The 15,092-nt window shown below is 40.6% G+C and carries 15 protein-coding genes; 5 read left to right on the forward strand and 10 right to left on the reverse strand.

Annotation, left to right across the window (positions count from 1 at the left end; all coding sequences use genetic code 11):
• Positions 1 to 57: 57 nt before the first annotated feature.
• The 3 genes from ACTHJT_RS10240 to ACTHJT_RS10250 form a co-directional block, all read right to left on the reverse strand.
• Positions 58 to 702 carry a hypothetical protein gene (locus ACTHJT_RS10240; protein ID WP_440237926.1) on the reverse strand — a complete coding sequence of 215 codons (645 nt, stop codon included), beginning with the start codon at positions 700 to 702 and terminating at the stop codon, positions 58 to 60.
• Between the two features lie 72 nt (positions 703 to 774).
• Positions 775 to 1,230, reverse strand: coding sequence for a hypothetical protein (locus tag ACTHJT_RS10245; protein ID WP_440237927.1), 456 nt, complete (start codon positions 1,228 to 1,230; stop codon positions 775 to 777).
• 73 nt (positions 1,231 to 1,303) lie between these two features.
• A complete protein-coding gene (locus tag ACTHJT_RS10250; protein ID WP_440237928.1) occupies positions 1,304 to 1,948 on the reverse strand; it encodes an NAD(P)-dependent oxidoreductase in 645 nt (214 codons plus the stop codon).
• A gap of 335 nt (positions 1,949 to 2,283) precedes the next feature.
• Between ACTHJT_RS10250 and ACTHJT_RS10255 the strand changes: the two genes are divergently transcribed.
• Complete coding sequence (locus ACTHJT_RS10255) at positions 2,284 to 2,664, forward strand: hypothetical protein (RefSeq protein WP_440237929.1); 381 nt, start codon at positions 2,284 to 2,286, stop codon at positions 2,662 to 2,664.
• A gap of 25 nt (positions 2,665 to 2,689) precedes the next feature.
• Here ACTHJT_RS10255 and ACTHJT_RS10260 read toward each other — a convergent pair whose 3' ends face one another.
• Together ACTHJT_RS10260 and ACTHJT_RS10265 are read right to left on the reverse strand one after the other, a co-directional pair.
• Complete coding sequence (locus ACTHJT_RS10260; protein ID WP_440237930.1) at positions 2,690 to 2,932, reverse strand: hypothetical protein; 243 nt, start codon at positions 2,930 to 2,932, stop codon at positions 2,690 to 2,692.
• A 24-nt stretch (positions 2,933 to 2,956) separates the two neighbouring features.
• Entirely contained in the window at positions 2,957 to 4,012 is a 1,056-nt protein-coding gene (locus ACTHJT_RS10265) for a hypothetical protein (protein ID WP_440237931.1), read from the reverse strand.
• Positions 4,013 to 4,276: 264 nt separating this feature from the next.
• On the opposite strand from ACTHJT_RS10265, the gene ACTHJT_RS10270 reads away from it, so the two are divergent.
• On the forward strand, positions 4,277 to 4,627 hold the full coding sequence (locus tag ACTHJT_RS10270) for a hypothetical protein (protein ID WP_440237932.1): 351 nt from the start codon (positions 4,277 to 4,279) through the stop codon (positions 4,625 to 4,627).
• A 63-nt stretch (positions 4,628 to 4,690) separates the two neighbouring features.
• Here the strand turns inward: ACTHJT_RS10270 and ACTHJT_RS10275 are convergent, their stop codons facing one another.
• On the reverse strand, positions 4,691 to 5,833 hold the full coding sequence (locus ACTHJT_RS10275; protein WP_440237933.1) for a helix-turn-helix domain-containing protein: 1,143 nt from the start codon (positions 5,831 to 5,833) through the stop codon (positions 4,691 to 4,693).
• A gap of 311 nt (positions 5,834 to 6,144) precedes the next feature.
• Positions 6,145 to 8,571, reverse strand: a complete 2,427-nt coding sequence (locus ACTHJT_RS10280) for a LamG-like jellyroll fold domain-containing protein (RefSeq protein ID WP_440237934.1) — start codon at positions 8,569 to 8,571, stop codon at positions 6,145 to 6,147.
• 319 nt (positions 8,572 to 8,890) lie between these two features.
• On the opposite strand from ACTHJT_RS10280, the gene ACTHJT_RS10285 reads away from it, so the two are divergent.
• A complete protein-coding gene (locus tag ACTHJT_RS10285; protein WP_440237935.1) occupies positions 8,891 to 9,445 on the forward strand; it encodes an REP-associated tyrosine transposase in 555 nt (184 codons plus the stop codon).
• 501 nt (positions 9,446 to 9,946) lie between these two features.
• Here the strand turns inward: ACTHJT_RS10285 and ACTHJT_RS10290 are convergent.
• From ACTHJT_RS10290 to ACTHJT_RS10300, 3 genes are all read right to left on the reverse strand, one after another.
• Complete coding sequence (locus ACTHJT_RS10290) at positions 9,947 to 10,306, reverse strand: hypothetical protein (RefSeq protein ID WP_440237936.1); 360 nt, start codon at positions 10,304 to 10,306, stop codon at positions 9,947 to 9,949.
• Positions 10,307 to 10,425: 119 nt separating this feature from the next.
• A complete protein-coding gene (locus ACTHJT_RS10295; protein WP_440237937.1) occupies positions 10,426 to 12,801 on the reverse strand; it encodes a ribonucleoside-diphosphate reductase subunit alpha in 2,376 nt (791 codons plus the stop codon).
• A gap of 60 nt (positions 12,802 to 12,861) precedes the next feature.
• Complete coding sequence (locus ACTHJT_RS10300) at positions 12,862 to 13,836, reverse strand: ribonucleoside-diphosphate reductase small subunit (RefSeq protein WP_440237938.1); 975 nt, start codon at positions 13,834 to 13,836, stop codon at positions 12,862 to 12,864.
• A gap of 520 nt (positions 13,837 to 14,356) precedes the next feature.
• Here ACTHJT_RS10300 and rplU point away from each other — a divergent pair.
• Both rplU and rpmA read left to right on the forward strand, forming a co-directional pair.
• Entirely contained in the window at positions 14,357 to 14,665 is a 309-nt protein-coding gene (rplU, locus tag ACTHJT_RS10305; RefSeq protein WP_440237939.1) for a 50S ribosomal protein L21, read from the forward strand.
• A 23-nt stretch (positions 14,666 to 14,688) separates the two neighbouring features.
• Complete coding sequence (rpmA, locus tag ACTHJT_RS10310; RefSeq protein WP_440237940.1) at positions 14,689 to 14,958, forward strand: 50S ribosomal protein L27; 270 nt, start codon at positions 14,689 to 14,691, stop codon at positions 14,956 to 14,958.
• Positions 14,959 to 15,092 lie beyond the last annotated feature (134 nt).

Genomic DNA, 15,092 nt, shown 5'->3' on the forward strand with positions numbered 1-15,092 from the left:
TGATTATATGTGAAAGCAGCTAAGGTTACTTTCACATATATTATTTAATAGCCATCACTAATAAATAGCTACGTAATAGTAACCTCTTTCATTTTTCTCAATCTGATACGTAGAACCGGGGATATCTTCGTCTACGTTTGCATAAACAGAAGAATCTGAATTCCACATATAATCCTGATCATGGTACAGGATATCTACCAGGTATATCAACGTTTTTTTATCGCGGCATCTGGTATTTACCGTGACGGCACCGCCTCCGGTGTCACTGCAGTAGGAAGATGAATAGATAATGCTATTGGAGAACTGCTGTTCCCATGCGCAGGCTTCTGTTTCTTTTTCCTCATTGGATTCATCGCCCTGCTGTTCATAATATTGAGTAGTTTGCTTTTCAGTGATTGCAGCAAACTCGCTTACGAGATAGGTATAAAAAGGCTCTTCGTAAGAGTCCTGATGAATCAGCAGGATACTTTCCTGGGGGATCGGCAAACAGGCATTAGCCCATTTCGATTTATAAAATTTCAGTACGGCAATCCGGTTGGTATCCGGTCCGGTTTCTACACTTATAAGAGAATCCTTTTGAGGAGCGTTTTCAGGAAGAACAGTTGCTGTTGCTGCAGAGTCTTTCGGATTTTGCTCTGTTGTATGGTCAGAAGTGCAAAACACAAACAAAGCGGATAAAGAAAAAAACAGATATTTATACATAGCTTTAAAAGTTGTTTGACTAAAGATAGTTAAATACAGGTGATTTAATGCGGTCATCAAAAGTATTATTTCCTAAAACGGTGCATTACTTTCAAACTTCCAGAATTCTTTTGGTATGACCTGAGTGACATTGTCTTGGCTTAAATTCCATTCAAGCAGATCAACATGCCAGCGGAATGTAAATAAAGAAGCATATTCAGTTTGCAGATGCACGGTGGCTTCCAGCCATAATAATTTTGAAAGCAGTTCTTCAAATTTAATTTCCCATTCTTTCCATTCAAGCTCTATGGATTTGAAGTTGCCGCCAAAATGTATGATTCGTCCGGAGTAAGCGTAATTGGGACCGGTATTTTTATTCGAAAAATCGGCGTTGTCTGTTATGGCAAACATGTTACGTGTTAACGGTGGCCATTCGTCGTGTGCAGGAAGTGCATGGATGATGGATGTATTATGTGCATAGATTTTATCCTGCTCCGGTGTATGCAGCAAACCATTTTCTATAATACAGCCATAAAGCGTTGTAGTCATTCCCATAAGCTTAATCTTTTATTTTATAAAGGCAGCAAGCCCTGGTATGACTTGCTGCCGGTTTTATAATTAACTATCCGTTTGCAATAAATGGAGCCTGTCTGATATAACTTTCGTCAGTCAATTGACCAACCAGAAAATTGGCCAGACTTGTGGCGCTTATTTTGTCACCGGGACAATCCCGCAGATTGATTTGTATGGACGGCGCTTCCTGTGTCTGTTCTATGGCCGGGAGCCGCACCATAGTCCAGTTGACATTACTTGCAGCAAGCAGTTTATATTCGTCCTGTTTATTGGTGGTTGAAGCTGGAAATGTTTTCTTCATCCATTCGGTTCCATATGCTGCCTGCAGACCTTTCTGATCAAAAGGCGTATCAACATTCAAACCTGTTGTTACAACATAACGGTGGATGTTTAAGTCATGCATCGCTTTCAGGATATGCAACGTAGATTGACTGAAGATGGTTGGCTCACTTGCTGGAACGCCTAAGCCAAGCGTGCTGATCACAGCCTGGCAGTCTTCAAGCAAGGCATGTACTGCAGCATAATCGGTTACATTACCATGTACGATTTTAATCCTGGGATTTTGAATCGGAGCGTGATCAGGATTGCGTACGAGCAGTTTTATGAAATAGCCTTGTTGGATTAATTGTTGAACAAGGTATTTACCTGACTTACCTGTGCCGCCAATGACGGCAACTTTTATATGTTGTTTCATGATACTCTTTATAACATGTAGAAATAATAATTGAACCGTGTTTGTCTGTCACAACAAAACGGCAAGCAGCAGCAAAGGCGCTGTTGCAGAAAAGATCTATATGTATAAAGAGATTTTAATGGTATAAAAATACGGAATTTACATGGAATAACAATTCCAGTCATGGACCCTGGAGTTGCGTTAGCTATTAAACACCGGAATTAATGACTTAATAAATTTTTCCTGCTGACCAGCGTCAGTGTTTGGCAAAGCGGAATATTATAAATTTGGTATATAAAAACGGGAATTTAGTGTGTTTTCCCCACAGTATAGTTTATGCTTAATTTTATTTGTGTATGTTAAAATATTTCCTGCTTTGGTTTCCCATGCTTTTTATTGCCATAGTGAATGGAACAGCAAGAGATCTGTGGTATAAAAAATATATTACTGAATTAACCGCGCGCCAGCTTTCTACCTTTTCGCTACTGCTGCTGTTGGGAATATATATGTTTTTTATTGTCAGGAAATTTCCTCCCGCATCAGCAATGCAGGCTTTACTTACAGGTGTGTGCTGGATGCTTTTAACGCTGGGTTTTGAGTTTGGGTTTGGTTTGTACAGAGGACATACCTGGGCGCAATTGCTGGAAGATTATAATATTTTGAAAGGACATCTGTGGCTATTGATTCCGCTCTGGCTTATCTGTGCGCCTTATCTGTTTTTCAGCATGCAGAAATGATAATTTTTTCTACAAGCATGAATGTTTAATACGATTTCATATAAATACCCCACACATCATTTGAAAATTCACCTGCGGCAAATTGTACCGATGTGTATGCATTGCTTATTTCATAAACAGGGAATGTATAATCCTGCCCGTAAAGCGGATCTTTGATTCGTATGCTTTCACCGGTGCTTTTCCAGTCGTGGTTCCAGATATTAAGGCCATGAAGCTCCAAAGGCTCGCCGTCTGTGATTGTCCGGATGTGTTGCCAGTTATCATTCATTTCAATTCTTATTCTTTGTCTGAATCAGCAGCCGCTCTCATCCTGGCGGATTACGATGTAGCGCGTCCCTGCTAACTTTCCGTTGGTAAATCTTTGCACTCGTAAATACAACGCGCCGAGGCTGTAAGTATAATACCGTCCTTTCTTTACAAAGTCTACTGTGATATCATATTCACGGGGAATAATCATTGAAGTATCTTTCAAACCATACTTTTTCCCCATGGCAGTTCTGCATGCGATTTCTTCTGCCTGAGTAATGTTATAATAGCCGATTGGCAAAAAGATTCCGCCTGTATCGGGCAGTATCTTATAAGGTGTTAATTCGAACCAGTGCTGGTGTTTGTCAAGGTGCTGTTCCGATTTAGGGTTTGTATAATCTGTTACTTCGCTGATGTGCTGACCGTAGGCCAAAGAAACCACAAAACGATCACCTGCATTCTTAGGAACAATTTTAATGTGTTTGATCAGATCATAGGTATTCATGCTTTCATATAAGATGATACTATCTGTTTCAATAGTCCGCACTTTGCTGACGTTGCTTTCTTCTTCGCTTCCTTCCTGGTAATAGAAATGCTCTGGTGTTTCCGTTCCATACTCTTCTGCATGCTGAAACCCTTTCAGTACAAATTGGAATGCCGGAAAGAAAAGTCTTAATGCAACCGGATTTTCATCTGAGACATCTTTTTTGAACACATAGAATATATAAATCTCTGCATTATTCCGGGAGCGTACCTTATACCATTCCGGATATTCTTCGAGTACCTCCAGTGGTGAGGCATAGGAGAGCACGCTGCCGGAAGCGGTATTGTCGTCCATCTCACTGTATGGGTTCGTGTTGCCATTCGTTACATAAACAATCTTAAGCGCTTTGATGGTATCTTCAGGGACGGTCGTGTGGTTGCCGGAGGTAGAGTGCATGGGCGCAGCGGTATCAATCGATGCTGCTACGGAATCTGTTGTTGCTGCAACCTGCTCAGATGGTGTGTTGTTACTACAACCATTTATTAAGGTTATGCAAAGGATCAATAAAAATAGAAGCAGGTAAGAGGTAGTGCTGCGAAGAAATACAAATTGTTTCATAGCGTAAACATGTAGGCTTATGCCAAGATATGTAAAATAAAGGTTGGATGCTATAGGGTTGTTTGTTAGTATTTTTGTTTGAATTTAGATTAGCTCTGGCGTCAATGGTATCAAAAAAGAGGGTTGATATATATGAATGGTTTATAACATAAATTCAAAATTGTGTAATGAAATTTTTTCAGCGTTTTCTTTCTTGCTGAAAGAAAACGCATAAGTATCTTAACATGCATACGCATCTTTATTAACCAGCTAAACAATACATCTATGAAAACCATTATTTTCGCATTCATTTTATTTGCCGGTATTGCCGGTGCGCAGGCCCAAACAAACAACAGCACAGGCACTGCACCAAACCAGAGTACTTCGCCATCCGTTGCGCCGGGAAACACCGGTACGCCTGATAATAGAGGCACAGCCAACGACGGGGTGATCAAAAACGATCCGCAAAATAAAGTGGACACCAGTGCGTACAACAAAAATCCGATTACGAATCCGGAGTACAAGACAGATCCGAGGAATGAGAATGAATCGCCCAACAAGCCTAATCCAAGCGGCAAGACAACAACACCAAACAATAAAAAAACTGTGCCGGGTAATTCTACCAACAAGCAATAAGTAAAGCGCAGCACTTTCTTTGCGGCGTGTAATTAACTGGAAAAATAAAAGACAATACAGATGTTAAGCATTCTGTTTTTCAAGAGCCTTTCGGTATTCTGAAGGACTGATATGATGTTTCTTTTTAAATACCCTGTACAACGTTGCCTTTGAATTAAAACCACAATCATAGGCCAGCATTTCAATTTTCATGAACTGGTTTTTCTTTTCGGTAAGTATCTGCTGGAATTCTTCCAGCCGGTACTTATTTATAAAATCAAAAAAATTGCTTTTGAATTCTTCATTCAATACGTATGATAAATGATGCGTAGGAATACCTGTTGAATCTGACATTTTTTTAATCGTTAATTCAGGGTCAAGATAAAGCTTCTGTTCGTTCATCGACTGATCTATTTTTTTAATATAGCGTTCAATAAGTTCGTTAGGCAATTGCAGGTTTCTGGTAACAGGTACAGACGTGTCTGTTTTCTGAGTTTCCTGCAGATCGGATTGTAACTGTTGCAATGGAATCGTAAGAAGCGGCTGTTGCAGACTCTTGTATACAATGATCATGTAAATAGAGGCCGTTACAATAGGCGCATACATTAATGTTTCCATAAAGGGAAACATCAGCACTGTAGGGAAAAGAATCAGATTGAGTACTGACAGAAGTATGAGCAACTGCACCAGCCAGGTAAGATTGACCTGATGGAATTCAGAAAATGGCAGCGTGCTTATGCGTTGCTGGTAACGGCGGAGCGACAGGATGCTCATGCCCATATAAATACTTATCTGTACGAAAACGAAGATGGAGAATAGAAAAATATCTGTTGGTAATTCGTTGTAATAATTATTAATATATGCAATGCGCTCTGTATATGGTTTAAAGTGAAAGGGAAGGAAAGCGATAAAAATTAATACCGATGGAATAAAATGTAAAAATGTTTTTTTATTCAGCCGGAATGTATCGCCCATCATAGAGCGTACATATAAATAAAAAAGAGGACCTACTGCCGGCAGTGTACCCACATCCATGTGTATGAGATAGGGATATTTGCTTGGAATATGATTGAATGCAGAGATGTTATCGATATAGGTAAAATTCATCAGGAGCAATGCAGCTCCTAAAAGTTTATTGGCAGGCAGAATATTCTTTTTAAAGAATAATACTGCTCCCAGACATACAGCGTGTATGATCAGAATAATATTAAGTTGGGTCAGAAGCATGGTAAATTGTTTCTGTAAAGATATTTTTTACCGATTTTTTTGGGAGGGGAAATATCAGGGGTGGATAAGCTGTTGAATCACCCGCTGCATAATCAAATATGCTAAAAATCGGGTAAACAAACAATAGTACAGACATTTGTAATAATACCTTTCTATTAAGTAAAGCAGGAAATGTTATTGAAAGGAATGTATATATGAAATTGCGGAAGGAATAATTTAAAAGGTGCTTCAAACAGATTTTGACGCATCATAATAAAAAAAATGCACACACAGATTCAGTAGCTGTGTGTGCATTTTTATTCATAAACAGATTATTCTTTATTTAAAATTTTACTAAATGTTCCTGACGGTGTGTGTATTTTTACCAGGTAAATACCTGCCGCAAGATTATAGCTTTTCAGATCTATTATTTCGTTTTGCGGCACCTGATTTTTTTCAATGATCAGCGCTCCGGTTACATTGTATATACTTATATCTACCAGTGTTGAAGCATCCCCGTTTTTCAGGCTAACAGAGAAGCCATTCTGCGTTGGGTTAGGGTAAAGGTTAATTTCCTGGTCCGTTGTTACAGGCAGGGCTGCTTGTTCCTCAATATCTTCAGTATCAGTAAAGGCTATGCGATTCAGATTGGTGCAATTGAAATCAGCCCAGACAGGATCAAAGCTTTCAACATCGGTAGTGCTTCCTAATGTTCCGTTCATGTGGTAAATACTATAATCATATGCAACCTGTCCCTGTCCTTCGTTTAGCTTCCAGAAACCGATGAGAGAAGGTTCTGTGCCTGTAAGCGCGCGGTTGTAATTCGTTTTTATATCTTCAGCTGAACGTGTTGCATTCCAGATACGGACATCATGTATAAGTCCATTGAAATAGGTACTCGAAGGAGATGCATAGTCACGACCGATATACAGGTTTCCGGGTGATTGAATGTTACGTGTAAGATAACCGACCGGGTAACTCTGCATCCATTTTCCATCCAGGTAGAAACTCATGGTATCTCTATGACGGGAAATAGCAACGTGGTGGCAATTGTTATCACGCAGGTCGGGGCAGGTCTCACATCGCCAGTTTCCGGTAGAACCGCCCATCTGTATAAATGGTTGCCCATTGACGAAAAGTCCGAACAAAAAGCCATTGTTGCTTCCGGAACGATAGGACATGATCTGCGGAAATGCAGGCTGTGTGCTGGAGGCGTTGATCCAGGCTTCCATGGTAAAGTCTCCTGTACCTATATTCAATGCCGGATAGTTCGGGATCTGTACATATTGCGAACTGCCGTTAAACTGAAGCACTTTATCATTCACAGTAATAGCAGCAGAATTACTAACAGGTTGTCTGCAGCCTGTAGATGTAGTCGGAGTAATGGTTACCGTATAACTTTTATTTACATAAGCAGAAGTAAAATTATTGATCCTGCAGATATTTGTTGGCGTGCCATCGAATACAGCTCCTGGTATATCCCATGTGTAAGTAGCATCTTGTACTTCAGGTAATGTAATAGTTAATGGTTCTCCGGCATTTGCTGTGATGTTTTGTAGTACAGGATAGTTCATCTGGTTAGGAACGAAAAACCATTGTGTCATCGCAATAGGGGCAAAGCGGCCGTCATTGGCTGTGATGGTTAGGTTAACATAGCGGTTCCCTGCTATAGAAAATGAAACTACAGTTTCAAACGGTTTATTAGGATCAGGTGCAGTAACTGTACATCCGGGACCAGGAGTCCAGGTATATGTCGCATCCGGAATATAAGGATAGTTTAATGTAGTTGTTTCGCCGCACGTTACATAAGTACTGCCCGGCACCAGATAATAGCTGTTCATATATTTTATATTCACAATTTTTATATCAACGGGATTACTGTATTGATTGGACTCAGGTGGATTGTCATACACGCCATTTGAATTGTACCAGTCGTACCACTTTTTCGGAATCTGCAGCCAGTTTCGATAAACACGTACATGCGTATATCCATCAGCGTCTTCTTTTCCGTCGGGAAATATGAAACTCGGATTATAGATATCATATAATCTATCGGGATTGTCATTTTCGTTGCATAGATAATAACCGGGAGAACTAAAATTCTGAAGCGATCCGCCGAAGCCCATATAATATTGCCATTGGAAACTGGCGCAATAGCTGGTTCTTACCTGGCGGCTTCCGATAAAAGGACATAATGTAATGCGCTCTCCCGGAACGGCACCATAATAAACATACGTAGACGTAGTGATTGTATTTGAGTTGGTGCCGGGTTTACCAGGATCAACGGCGCCGGGCGGACAATAATTCCGGTTGGCAGTATTTGTCTGGCATCCTGTTGCAATAAAATAGACGCTCGGGTCATTGTCAGACGTAATATAACCCAACGTTAGCGGGTTGTCAGAAATGTCGGCTGTAATTGTTAATTGCCCGGAGTTTGTAGGCGTAATGTTGAAACTGAAATCTTCATAATTGAATTCTTCTCCCGCTTCAATATCCTTCTGGCCAAAAACGCCGTTGTTAACGCGCACCAGCAGGTACATTTTCTGGCTGAATGACTGAGTTGTATAAGTAGCTACACGTAAGCTGAAAGAATAATTTTTATTGGGACAGACGACAATGCCATTGCCATCATCTCTCAGCACAGTTCCGGAGGGATCTTTGATTGTTAAATCCTGAATATTCAGTTCGTTTGCCGCGTACAAACTGCTTGTCGTAACAAGCAATAAAAGCAGCCCAAAGAGGTACTCGATTTTTTTCATAGTGATGGTTGATTTGGTGAACGGTTATGATTTTGCTGATCAAAAGACCATGCACCAAAAGTAGCGCAGGCAGTGCACTTAAAAGGCTCAAATTTTGAATTGAGACATAGAAGATTATAAAGTGAGACACCGCATGGCCGTCTGATATGACTTTTCGCTGGTTTTAAAAAAATATATAAAAAGTCATTCTGGCGCCAGTGTTTAGCGCAGCGTCACTGGTGTCTGTGTTTTTGCAGTCTTTGACTGCATTTATTTTATTTGTATTTTCGGAAATTAACTTTTTTATTTTTAACACATCCATTGATACGGATGCACAGCTATGAGTTCCAAATACAAAATAGGAGATGGGCAATATGCACATTTCGTTACATTTACCGTTGTTAACTGGATTGATGTATTTACAAGAGATGAATACAGAACAATTATCACTGATAGTTTAAAATATTGCATTGAGCACAAAGGATTGCTTGTACATGCGTATTGCATTATGACTAATCACGTACATTTGATTATCAGCGCGAAAGATGCGGATATAAATCTGGCTTTTGTGGTTCGTGATATCAAGAAATTTACATCGTACAAATTACTTGATACAATCAGGCATAATCCGTTTGAAAGCAAAAGGGAATGGATGTTGTGGATGTTTGAACGGGCAGGCAGTAAAAATTCAAGCAATGAGCATTGTCAGCTTTGGCAGAATGGTTATCACCCGGTAGAATTGAGCAACACATTTTTAGTTGAACAACGTCTGGATTATATTCATAATAATCCCGTACGGGCAGGTTTTGTGTTATCAGCAGAAGAATATAAATACAGCAGTGCGCGCAATTATGCAGGTGGTATAGATTGTATGATGGAGGTAACGTTGTTGTGATGTGTCTGGCGCCAGTGTTGAGCGAAGCGGCACTGGTGTCTGTGTTTTTGCAGTCTTTGACTGCATTTTTGTAAATGCAGTCAAAGACTGCTTAATACTGGGCACGAGTCCCGCTTCGCTAAAGACTCGCGCCAGAGGAGACCCAAGAAGAATCATTTGTGCGTTTTATTTCATACATGGTCCCGGGAACTCCGACAAGGGCGGGGGAAGTGTTGTTGAGAGAATTCTTGTCTGACCACAAATGCACCCGTTGTTGCGCCAGCGGCCAACAACCCAGTACTATGATGTTACAAGTTATTGTTTGAAATACACTATGTGATTATAGTTGCTATACAACATCATACATTAGCTGGTTGTTGGCCGTTGGCACAACAACGGGTTGAGCGCTGGATAGGTGAGTGTGGTGAACGCCAACATGGGTGAAGGCTGCTAAATGTTGGGCACCAGTCCCGCTTCGCTAAAGACTGGCGCCAGGTGAGCGTTGCGTACTCATATTTTTTATCAATTCTGCCTGGAAGAATTTAATCTTCGTTTTAAATCGGAGATTAAGAGTAAGAAAAAAATAAATGAAAAAACATTGATTGCTACACTATTCATTTTGAATTCGAAATTCAAACCATTTTTAGTTATTAGATAAAAGTTTTCAAAATACAGATTAAAGGAACGAATGAAATAGTATGCAGTAATTGCTATATAAGCCCATAGTTGCCATTTTAGTGCAAGGAAAGCAATGATAATAATTGGAACTTCAATTAAAATAATCTGTAACCAACCTTCCTTATATCCTACAAGTAAGTCCAATAAAAAAGCAAAGATGGTATTGAGTAAAACTGCAAATAATATTTTTTGTTGTTTGATCATAGCGATACTTGTGGTTAATGTTAATTTTAAATGGAATGAAATATTCCTCTCCAAAAACAAACCCCGGCTCTTTCAAGCCAGGGTTCATAGTAATTATTCTATACGTTGTTCCTAAGAAACTATCCGCTGCAGCTCTCGCAGCCTTCCGGATTGTCTAATGAACAAGCCATGTCTTTTGCTTTTTGTTCTGCGTCTGCAACCGTTACAGTCGTGTCGCCGTGTACTTCCGCCTGTTTCTCTACTGTGAACTGGATCGCGTTTGCAGCAGCTTTCGTTCTTAAGTAGTACATACCTGTTTTCAAACCTTTTTTCCATGCATAAAAGTGCATAGAAGTAAGTTTGCCAAAGTTCACTTCAGACATGAAGATGTTCAAGCTCTGGCTCTGGCAGATATATGCACCGCGGTCCGCAGACATGTCGATCAGTGTTTTACCTTTGATCTCCCATGCAGTCTTGTAAAGGTCTTTGATGTTCTGCGGAATGTTGCTGATGTTTTGTACAGAACCGTTCTGTTCGATCAGTTTGTTTTTCATCTTATCATTCCATAAACCTAATTTAATCAGGTCTTTCAGCAAGTGCTTGTTCACCACTACAAACTCACCGGATAACACACGGCGTGTGTAGATGTTTGAAGTGTATGGCTCGAAGCATTCGTTGTTACCAAGGATCTGAGACGTTGAAGCAGTCGGCATAGGAGCAACCAGTAAAGAGTTGCGTACACCATGTTTCTTCACCTCACGTTTCAGCGCTTCCCAGTCATAACGACCGGATGAAGGCGTTACACCCCACATATCAAACTGGAAGATTCCTTTTGATACCGGAGAACCTTTGAATGTTTCGTATGCACCTTGAGTCACAGCAAGATCTTTAGAAGCCGTCATGGCTGCATAGTAGATCGTTTCGTGAATATCGATGTTCAGTTGTTTTGCTTCTTCCGATTCGAATGGCATACGAAGTAAGATGAATGCATCTGCAAGACCTTGTACACCCAGACCGATCGGACGGTGACGTTTGTTGGAACGCTCCGCTTCCGGTACCGGATAGTAGTTTACATCGATGATCTTGTTCAGGTTCTTCGTAGCAACATACGTTACATCATATAGTCTCTGGTGATCGAATTTACCGTTGATCACAAACTTCGGCAATGCAATAGAAGCAAGGTTACAAACCGCAACTTCTTCCGGAGATGTATATTCTAAGATTTCAGTACACAAGTTCGAAGACTTGATCGTACCTAAGTTTTTCTGGTTTGATTTACGGTTTGCCGCATCTTTGTATAACATGTACGGAGTACCTGTTTCTACCTGTGCTTCAAGAATAGCGAACCAAAGTTCCTGTGCCTTGATTGTTTTACGCGCACGGCCTTCTTTTTCGTATTTCTCATACAATGCTTCGAAGTCTTTACCGTAGCATTCTGCAAGACCCGGCGCTTCATGCGGACAGAACAATGACCAGTCGCCGTTGTCTTCTACACGCTGCATGAATAAGTCAGAGATCCACATCGCGTAGAACAGATCACGCGCGCGTAATTCTTCTTTACCGTGGTTCTTTCTTAAGTCAAGGAATTCGATTACATCTGCATGCCATGGTTCCAGGTAGATTGCGAAAGCGCCTTTACGCTTACCGCCGCCCTGATCTACATAACGTGCTGTATCGTTGAATACGCGCAGCATCGGGATGATACCATTAGAAGTACCGTTGGTACCTTTAATGTATGAACCTGTTGCGCGGATATTGTGAATGCTAAGACCGATCCCGCCCGCAGACTGAGAGATCTTCGCACATTGTTTCAATGTTTCGTAGATACCGTCAATTGAATCATCCTGCGTTGTTAGTAAAAAGCAAGAAGATAATTGAGGTTTTGGTGTACCAGAGTTGAATAAGGTAGGAGTAGCATGTGTGAACCAACGTTCAGACATCAGGTTGTATGTTTCGATCGCTGCATCGATATCACCTGCGTGAATACCGCATGATACGCGCATCAGCATGTGCTGCGGACGCTCAACGATCTTGCCGTCAACTTTCAGCAGGTATGATTTCTCCAGTGTTTTGAAGCCGAAATAATCATAACCATAGTCACGGTCATAGATAATAGCAGAGTCTAGGATCGCTGCATTTTTACGTATGAACTCATACACTTCGTTGGAGATCATAGACGCGTTTTCACCGGTCTTTGCATCTACATACGTGTACAAACGCTTCATCGTGTTTGCAAACGACTTACTTGTTTTCTTATGTAAGTTAGAAACAGCGATACGGGCAGCTAGTGTAGCGTAGTCCGGGTGCGTGGTTGTCATAGAAGCGGCAGTCTCTGCAGCTAAGTGATCCAGTTCCTCCGTTGTTACACCGTCATATAACCCATCAATCACGCGTTTTGCAACAGCGGTAGGGTCTACGTAGTTCATGTCCAGCCCGTAGCAAAGTCTTTCGATGCGGGATGTGATTTTGTCAAATTTTACAGACTCCCGTCTGCCGTCTCGTTTAAGTACTAACATAAGCAAAAAGCTAAAAAGGATTTAATGTTATCTTATAATTAAATATAATGAATTTTACTGTTAAAAGTCTTCGTCAAGACTGAATTTTTGCGAATCTTTTTCTGCCATTACACCAGATTTCTGATACTCGGAAACTCTCTTTTCAAAGAAGTTTGTTTTACCCTGTAAAGAGATCATTTCCATGAAGTCAAACGGGTTTGTAGCATTGAACTGTTTCGGTACACCCAGGGCAACGAGCAAGCGGTCGGCAACAAATTCAATGTACTGAGACATTAAACGTGCGTTCATTCCGATCAGATCCACCGGCAGCGAATCCGTTACGAATTCTTTTTCGATCTCAACGGCTTCCAGGATGATCTGAAGTACACGTTCAACCGGCAGCTTGTTGTTGATATACTTTGTATATAGCAGGCAGGCAAAATCGCAGTGCAAACCTTCGTCTCTTGAGATCAGCTCGTTGGAGAAGCTCAGGCCCGGCATCAAACCGCGTTTTTTCAACCAGAATACAGAACAGAACGAACCGGAGAAGAAAATACCTTCCACAGCAGCAAATGCGATGATATTTTCAATGAAAGAACCATTATCGATGAAACGAAGTGCCCAATCGGCCTTTTTCTTCACACACGGAACCGTATCAATCGCATTGAACAAACGGTCTTTTTCTTTCGGATCTTTAATATATGTGTCAATTAACAGCGAATAGGTCTCAGAATGGATGTTTTCCATCATGATCTGGAATCCGTAGAAGCATTTTGCTTCCGGAATCTGTACCTTTTCAAGGAAGTTAACCGCCAGGTTTTCGTTTACAATACCATCGCTGGCAGCGAAAAACGCCAAAACGTGCGAAATAAAGTGACGCTCACCATCATTCAGGTTAGCCCAGTCGATCAGATCCTGGGAAAGGTCAATTTCCTCGGCAGTCCAGAAGCTGGCTTCTTCCTGCTTGTACATTGCCCAGATATCGTCGTGCTTAATCGGGAACAAGACAAATCGGTTCTTGTTCTCTTTTAATAAAGGCTCTTCTAATAGACTCATAATGTAGCGTCGTTTAATGCTTTATGCAGTACAAACAATTGTTAAGTGTATAAAGTTTTAGCAGCCTTTATCACGCTGTATTATTATGTATATTATTTGTATATCGTATTTGAATCAAACGTACGGAATGTCAGAATTTGCCGGCGCCGAGGAGCAAACCGGGTATTGCTGTTTATAATTCCGTAATGCGAACAGATCAAAAAAGAATTACTTGACTAGCGCTATAGGCACTTTACAAAAATGATAAAATCGGAAGTGAAACCAAAGTGGGGTTGATACTGTTTTTCCACATCTCCGCTTGTAAGAAAACAGGCCAAAAAGGAATAACATCTGTTAAACAGTTGGATACAAAAAAGTGAATATTTGTCAGGCCATTTTTGGCTTATTTGGGCCGTTTTTAACCCACATGAAACTTTTCCACACTACGCAACATTGAATTTATTCGGGAGAAAGGTTGGTAGTTTGGTTACGAATCCGTACATTTGCAATCCTATTATTTAAAAAGTAAACCAATAAGAACATGTACGCAATTGTAGAAATTGGAGGCAAGCAGTACAAAGTAGAAAAAGATCACTTTATCTACGTTTACAGATTAGAAGGAGCTGAGGGCTCTGCTGTAACGTTCGATAACGTTCTTTTACTCGCCGACAATAACAAGTACCAGGTAGGTGCGCCAAGCGTAGCAGGCGCTAAAGTATCAGGTAAAATCCTTGAGCATCTTAAAGATGACAAAGTAACTGCTTTCAAAAAGAAACGCAGAAAAGGTTTCAGAAAAACTGTCGGTTTCCGTCAGTCATTAACTAAAGTTTTGATCACATCGCTTAACTAATTTAAGCTTAATATTTAAATACCATGGCACACAAAAAAGGGGTCGGTAGTTCAAGAAACGGTCGTGAATCACATAGCAAACGTCTAGGTGTTAAATTATTCGGCGGCCAGGCAGCTCTTGCTGGTAACATTATTGTAAGACAGCGTGGTACGCAGCACCATCCGGGTGAAAATGTAGGTATCGGTAAAGATCATACATTATTCGCTTTAACAGATGGTATCGTAACATTCAAAAAAGGTCGTCAGGATCGTTCATTCGTTTCTGTTCTTCCGGTAGCTGAAGCAAAAGCTTAAGTAAGCTTTCTTACAAAAAAGCATAAAATAAGGAACTCCTGTCCACAATCATATGTGGATTGGAGTTTTTTTTGTTGATATCGGCACGATTGCACAATGGGGAAATCTTAAATCCCTGGAATCCTGATTCACCA

Origin of the sequence: Cytophaga sp. (assembly GCF_051961495.1) — a bacterium.
Taxonomy (GTDB): domain Bacteria; phylum Bacteroidota; class Bacteroidia; order Cytophagales; family Cytophagaceae; genus Cytophaga.

Coding starts and splice junctions, on each gene's coding strand:
- ACTHJT_RS10240 (WP_440237926.1), bottom strand. CDS start 702: ATGTATAAATATCTGTTTTTTTCTTTATCCGCTTTGTTTGTGTTTTGC.
- ACTHJT_RS10245 (WP_440237927.1), bottom strand. CDS start 1,230: ATGACTACAACGCTTTATGGCTGTATTATAGAAAATGGTTTGCTGCAT.
- ACTHJT_RS10250 (WP_440237928.1), bottom strand. CDS start 1,948: ATGAAACAACATATAAAAGTTGCCGTCATTGGCGGCACAGGTAAGTCA.
- ACTHJT_RS10255 (WP_440237929.1), top strand. CDS start 2,284: ATGTTAAAATATTTCCTGCTTTGGTTTCCCATGCTTTTTATTGCCATA.
- ACTHJT_RS10260 (WP_440237930.1), bottom strand. CDS start 2,932: ATGAATGATAACTGGCAACACATCCGGACAATCACAGACGGCGAGCCT.
- ACTHJT_RS10265 (WP_440237931.1), bottom strand. CDS start 4,012: ATGAAACAATTTGTATTTCTTCGCAGCACTACCTCTTACCTGCTTCTA.
- ACTHJT_RS10270 (WP_440237932.1), top strand. CDS start 4,277: ATGAAAACCATTATTTTCGCATTCATTTTATTTGCCGGTATTGCCGGT.
- ACTHJT_RS10275 (WP_440237933.1), bottom strand. CDS start 5,833: ATGCTTCTGACCCAACTTAATATTATTCTGATCATACACGCTGTATGT.
- ACTHJT_RS10280 (WP_440237934.1), bottom strand. CDS start 8,571: ATGAAAAAAATCGAGTACCTCTTTGGGCTGCTTTTATTGCTTGTTACG.
- ACTHJT_RS10285 (WP_440237935.1), top strand. CDS start 8,891: ATGAGTTCCAAATACAAAATAGGAGATGGGCAATATGCACATTTCGTT.
- ACTHJT_RS10290 (WP_440237936.1), bottom strand. CDS start 10,306: ATGATCAAACAACAAAAAATATTATTTGCAGTTTTACTCAATACCATC.
- ACTHJT_RS10295 (WP_440237937.1), bottom strand. CDS start 12,801: ATGTTAGTACTTAAACGAGACGGCAGACGGGAGTCTGTAAAATTTGAC.
- ACTHJT_RS10300 (WP_440237938.1), bottom strand. CDS start 13,836: ATGAGTCTATTAGAAGAGCCTTTATTAAAAGAGAACAAGAACCGATTT.
- rplU (WP_440237939.1), top strand. CDS start 14,357: ATGTACGCAATTGTAGAAATTGGAGGCAAGCAGTACAAAGTAGAAAAA.
- rpmA (WP_440237940.1), top strand. CDS start 14,689: ATGGCACACAAAAAAGGGGTCGGTAGTTCAAGAAACGGTCGTGAATCA.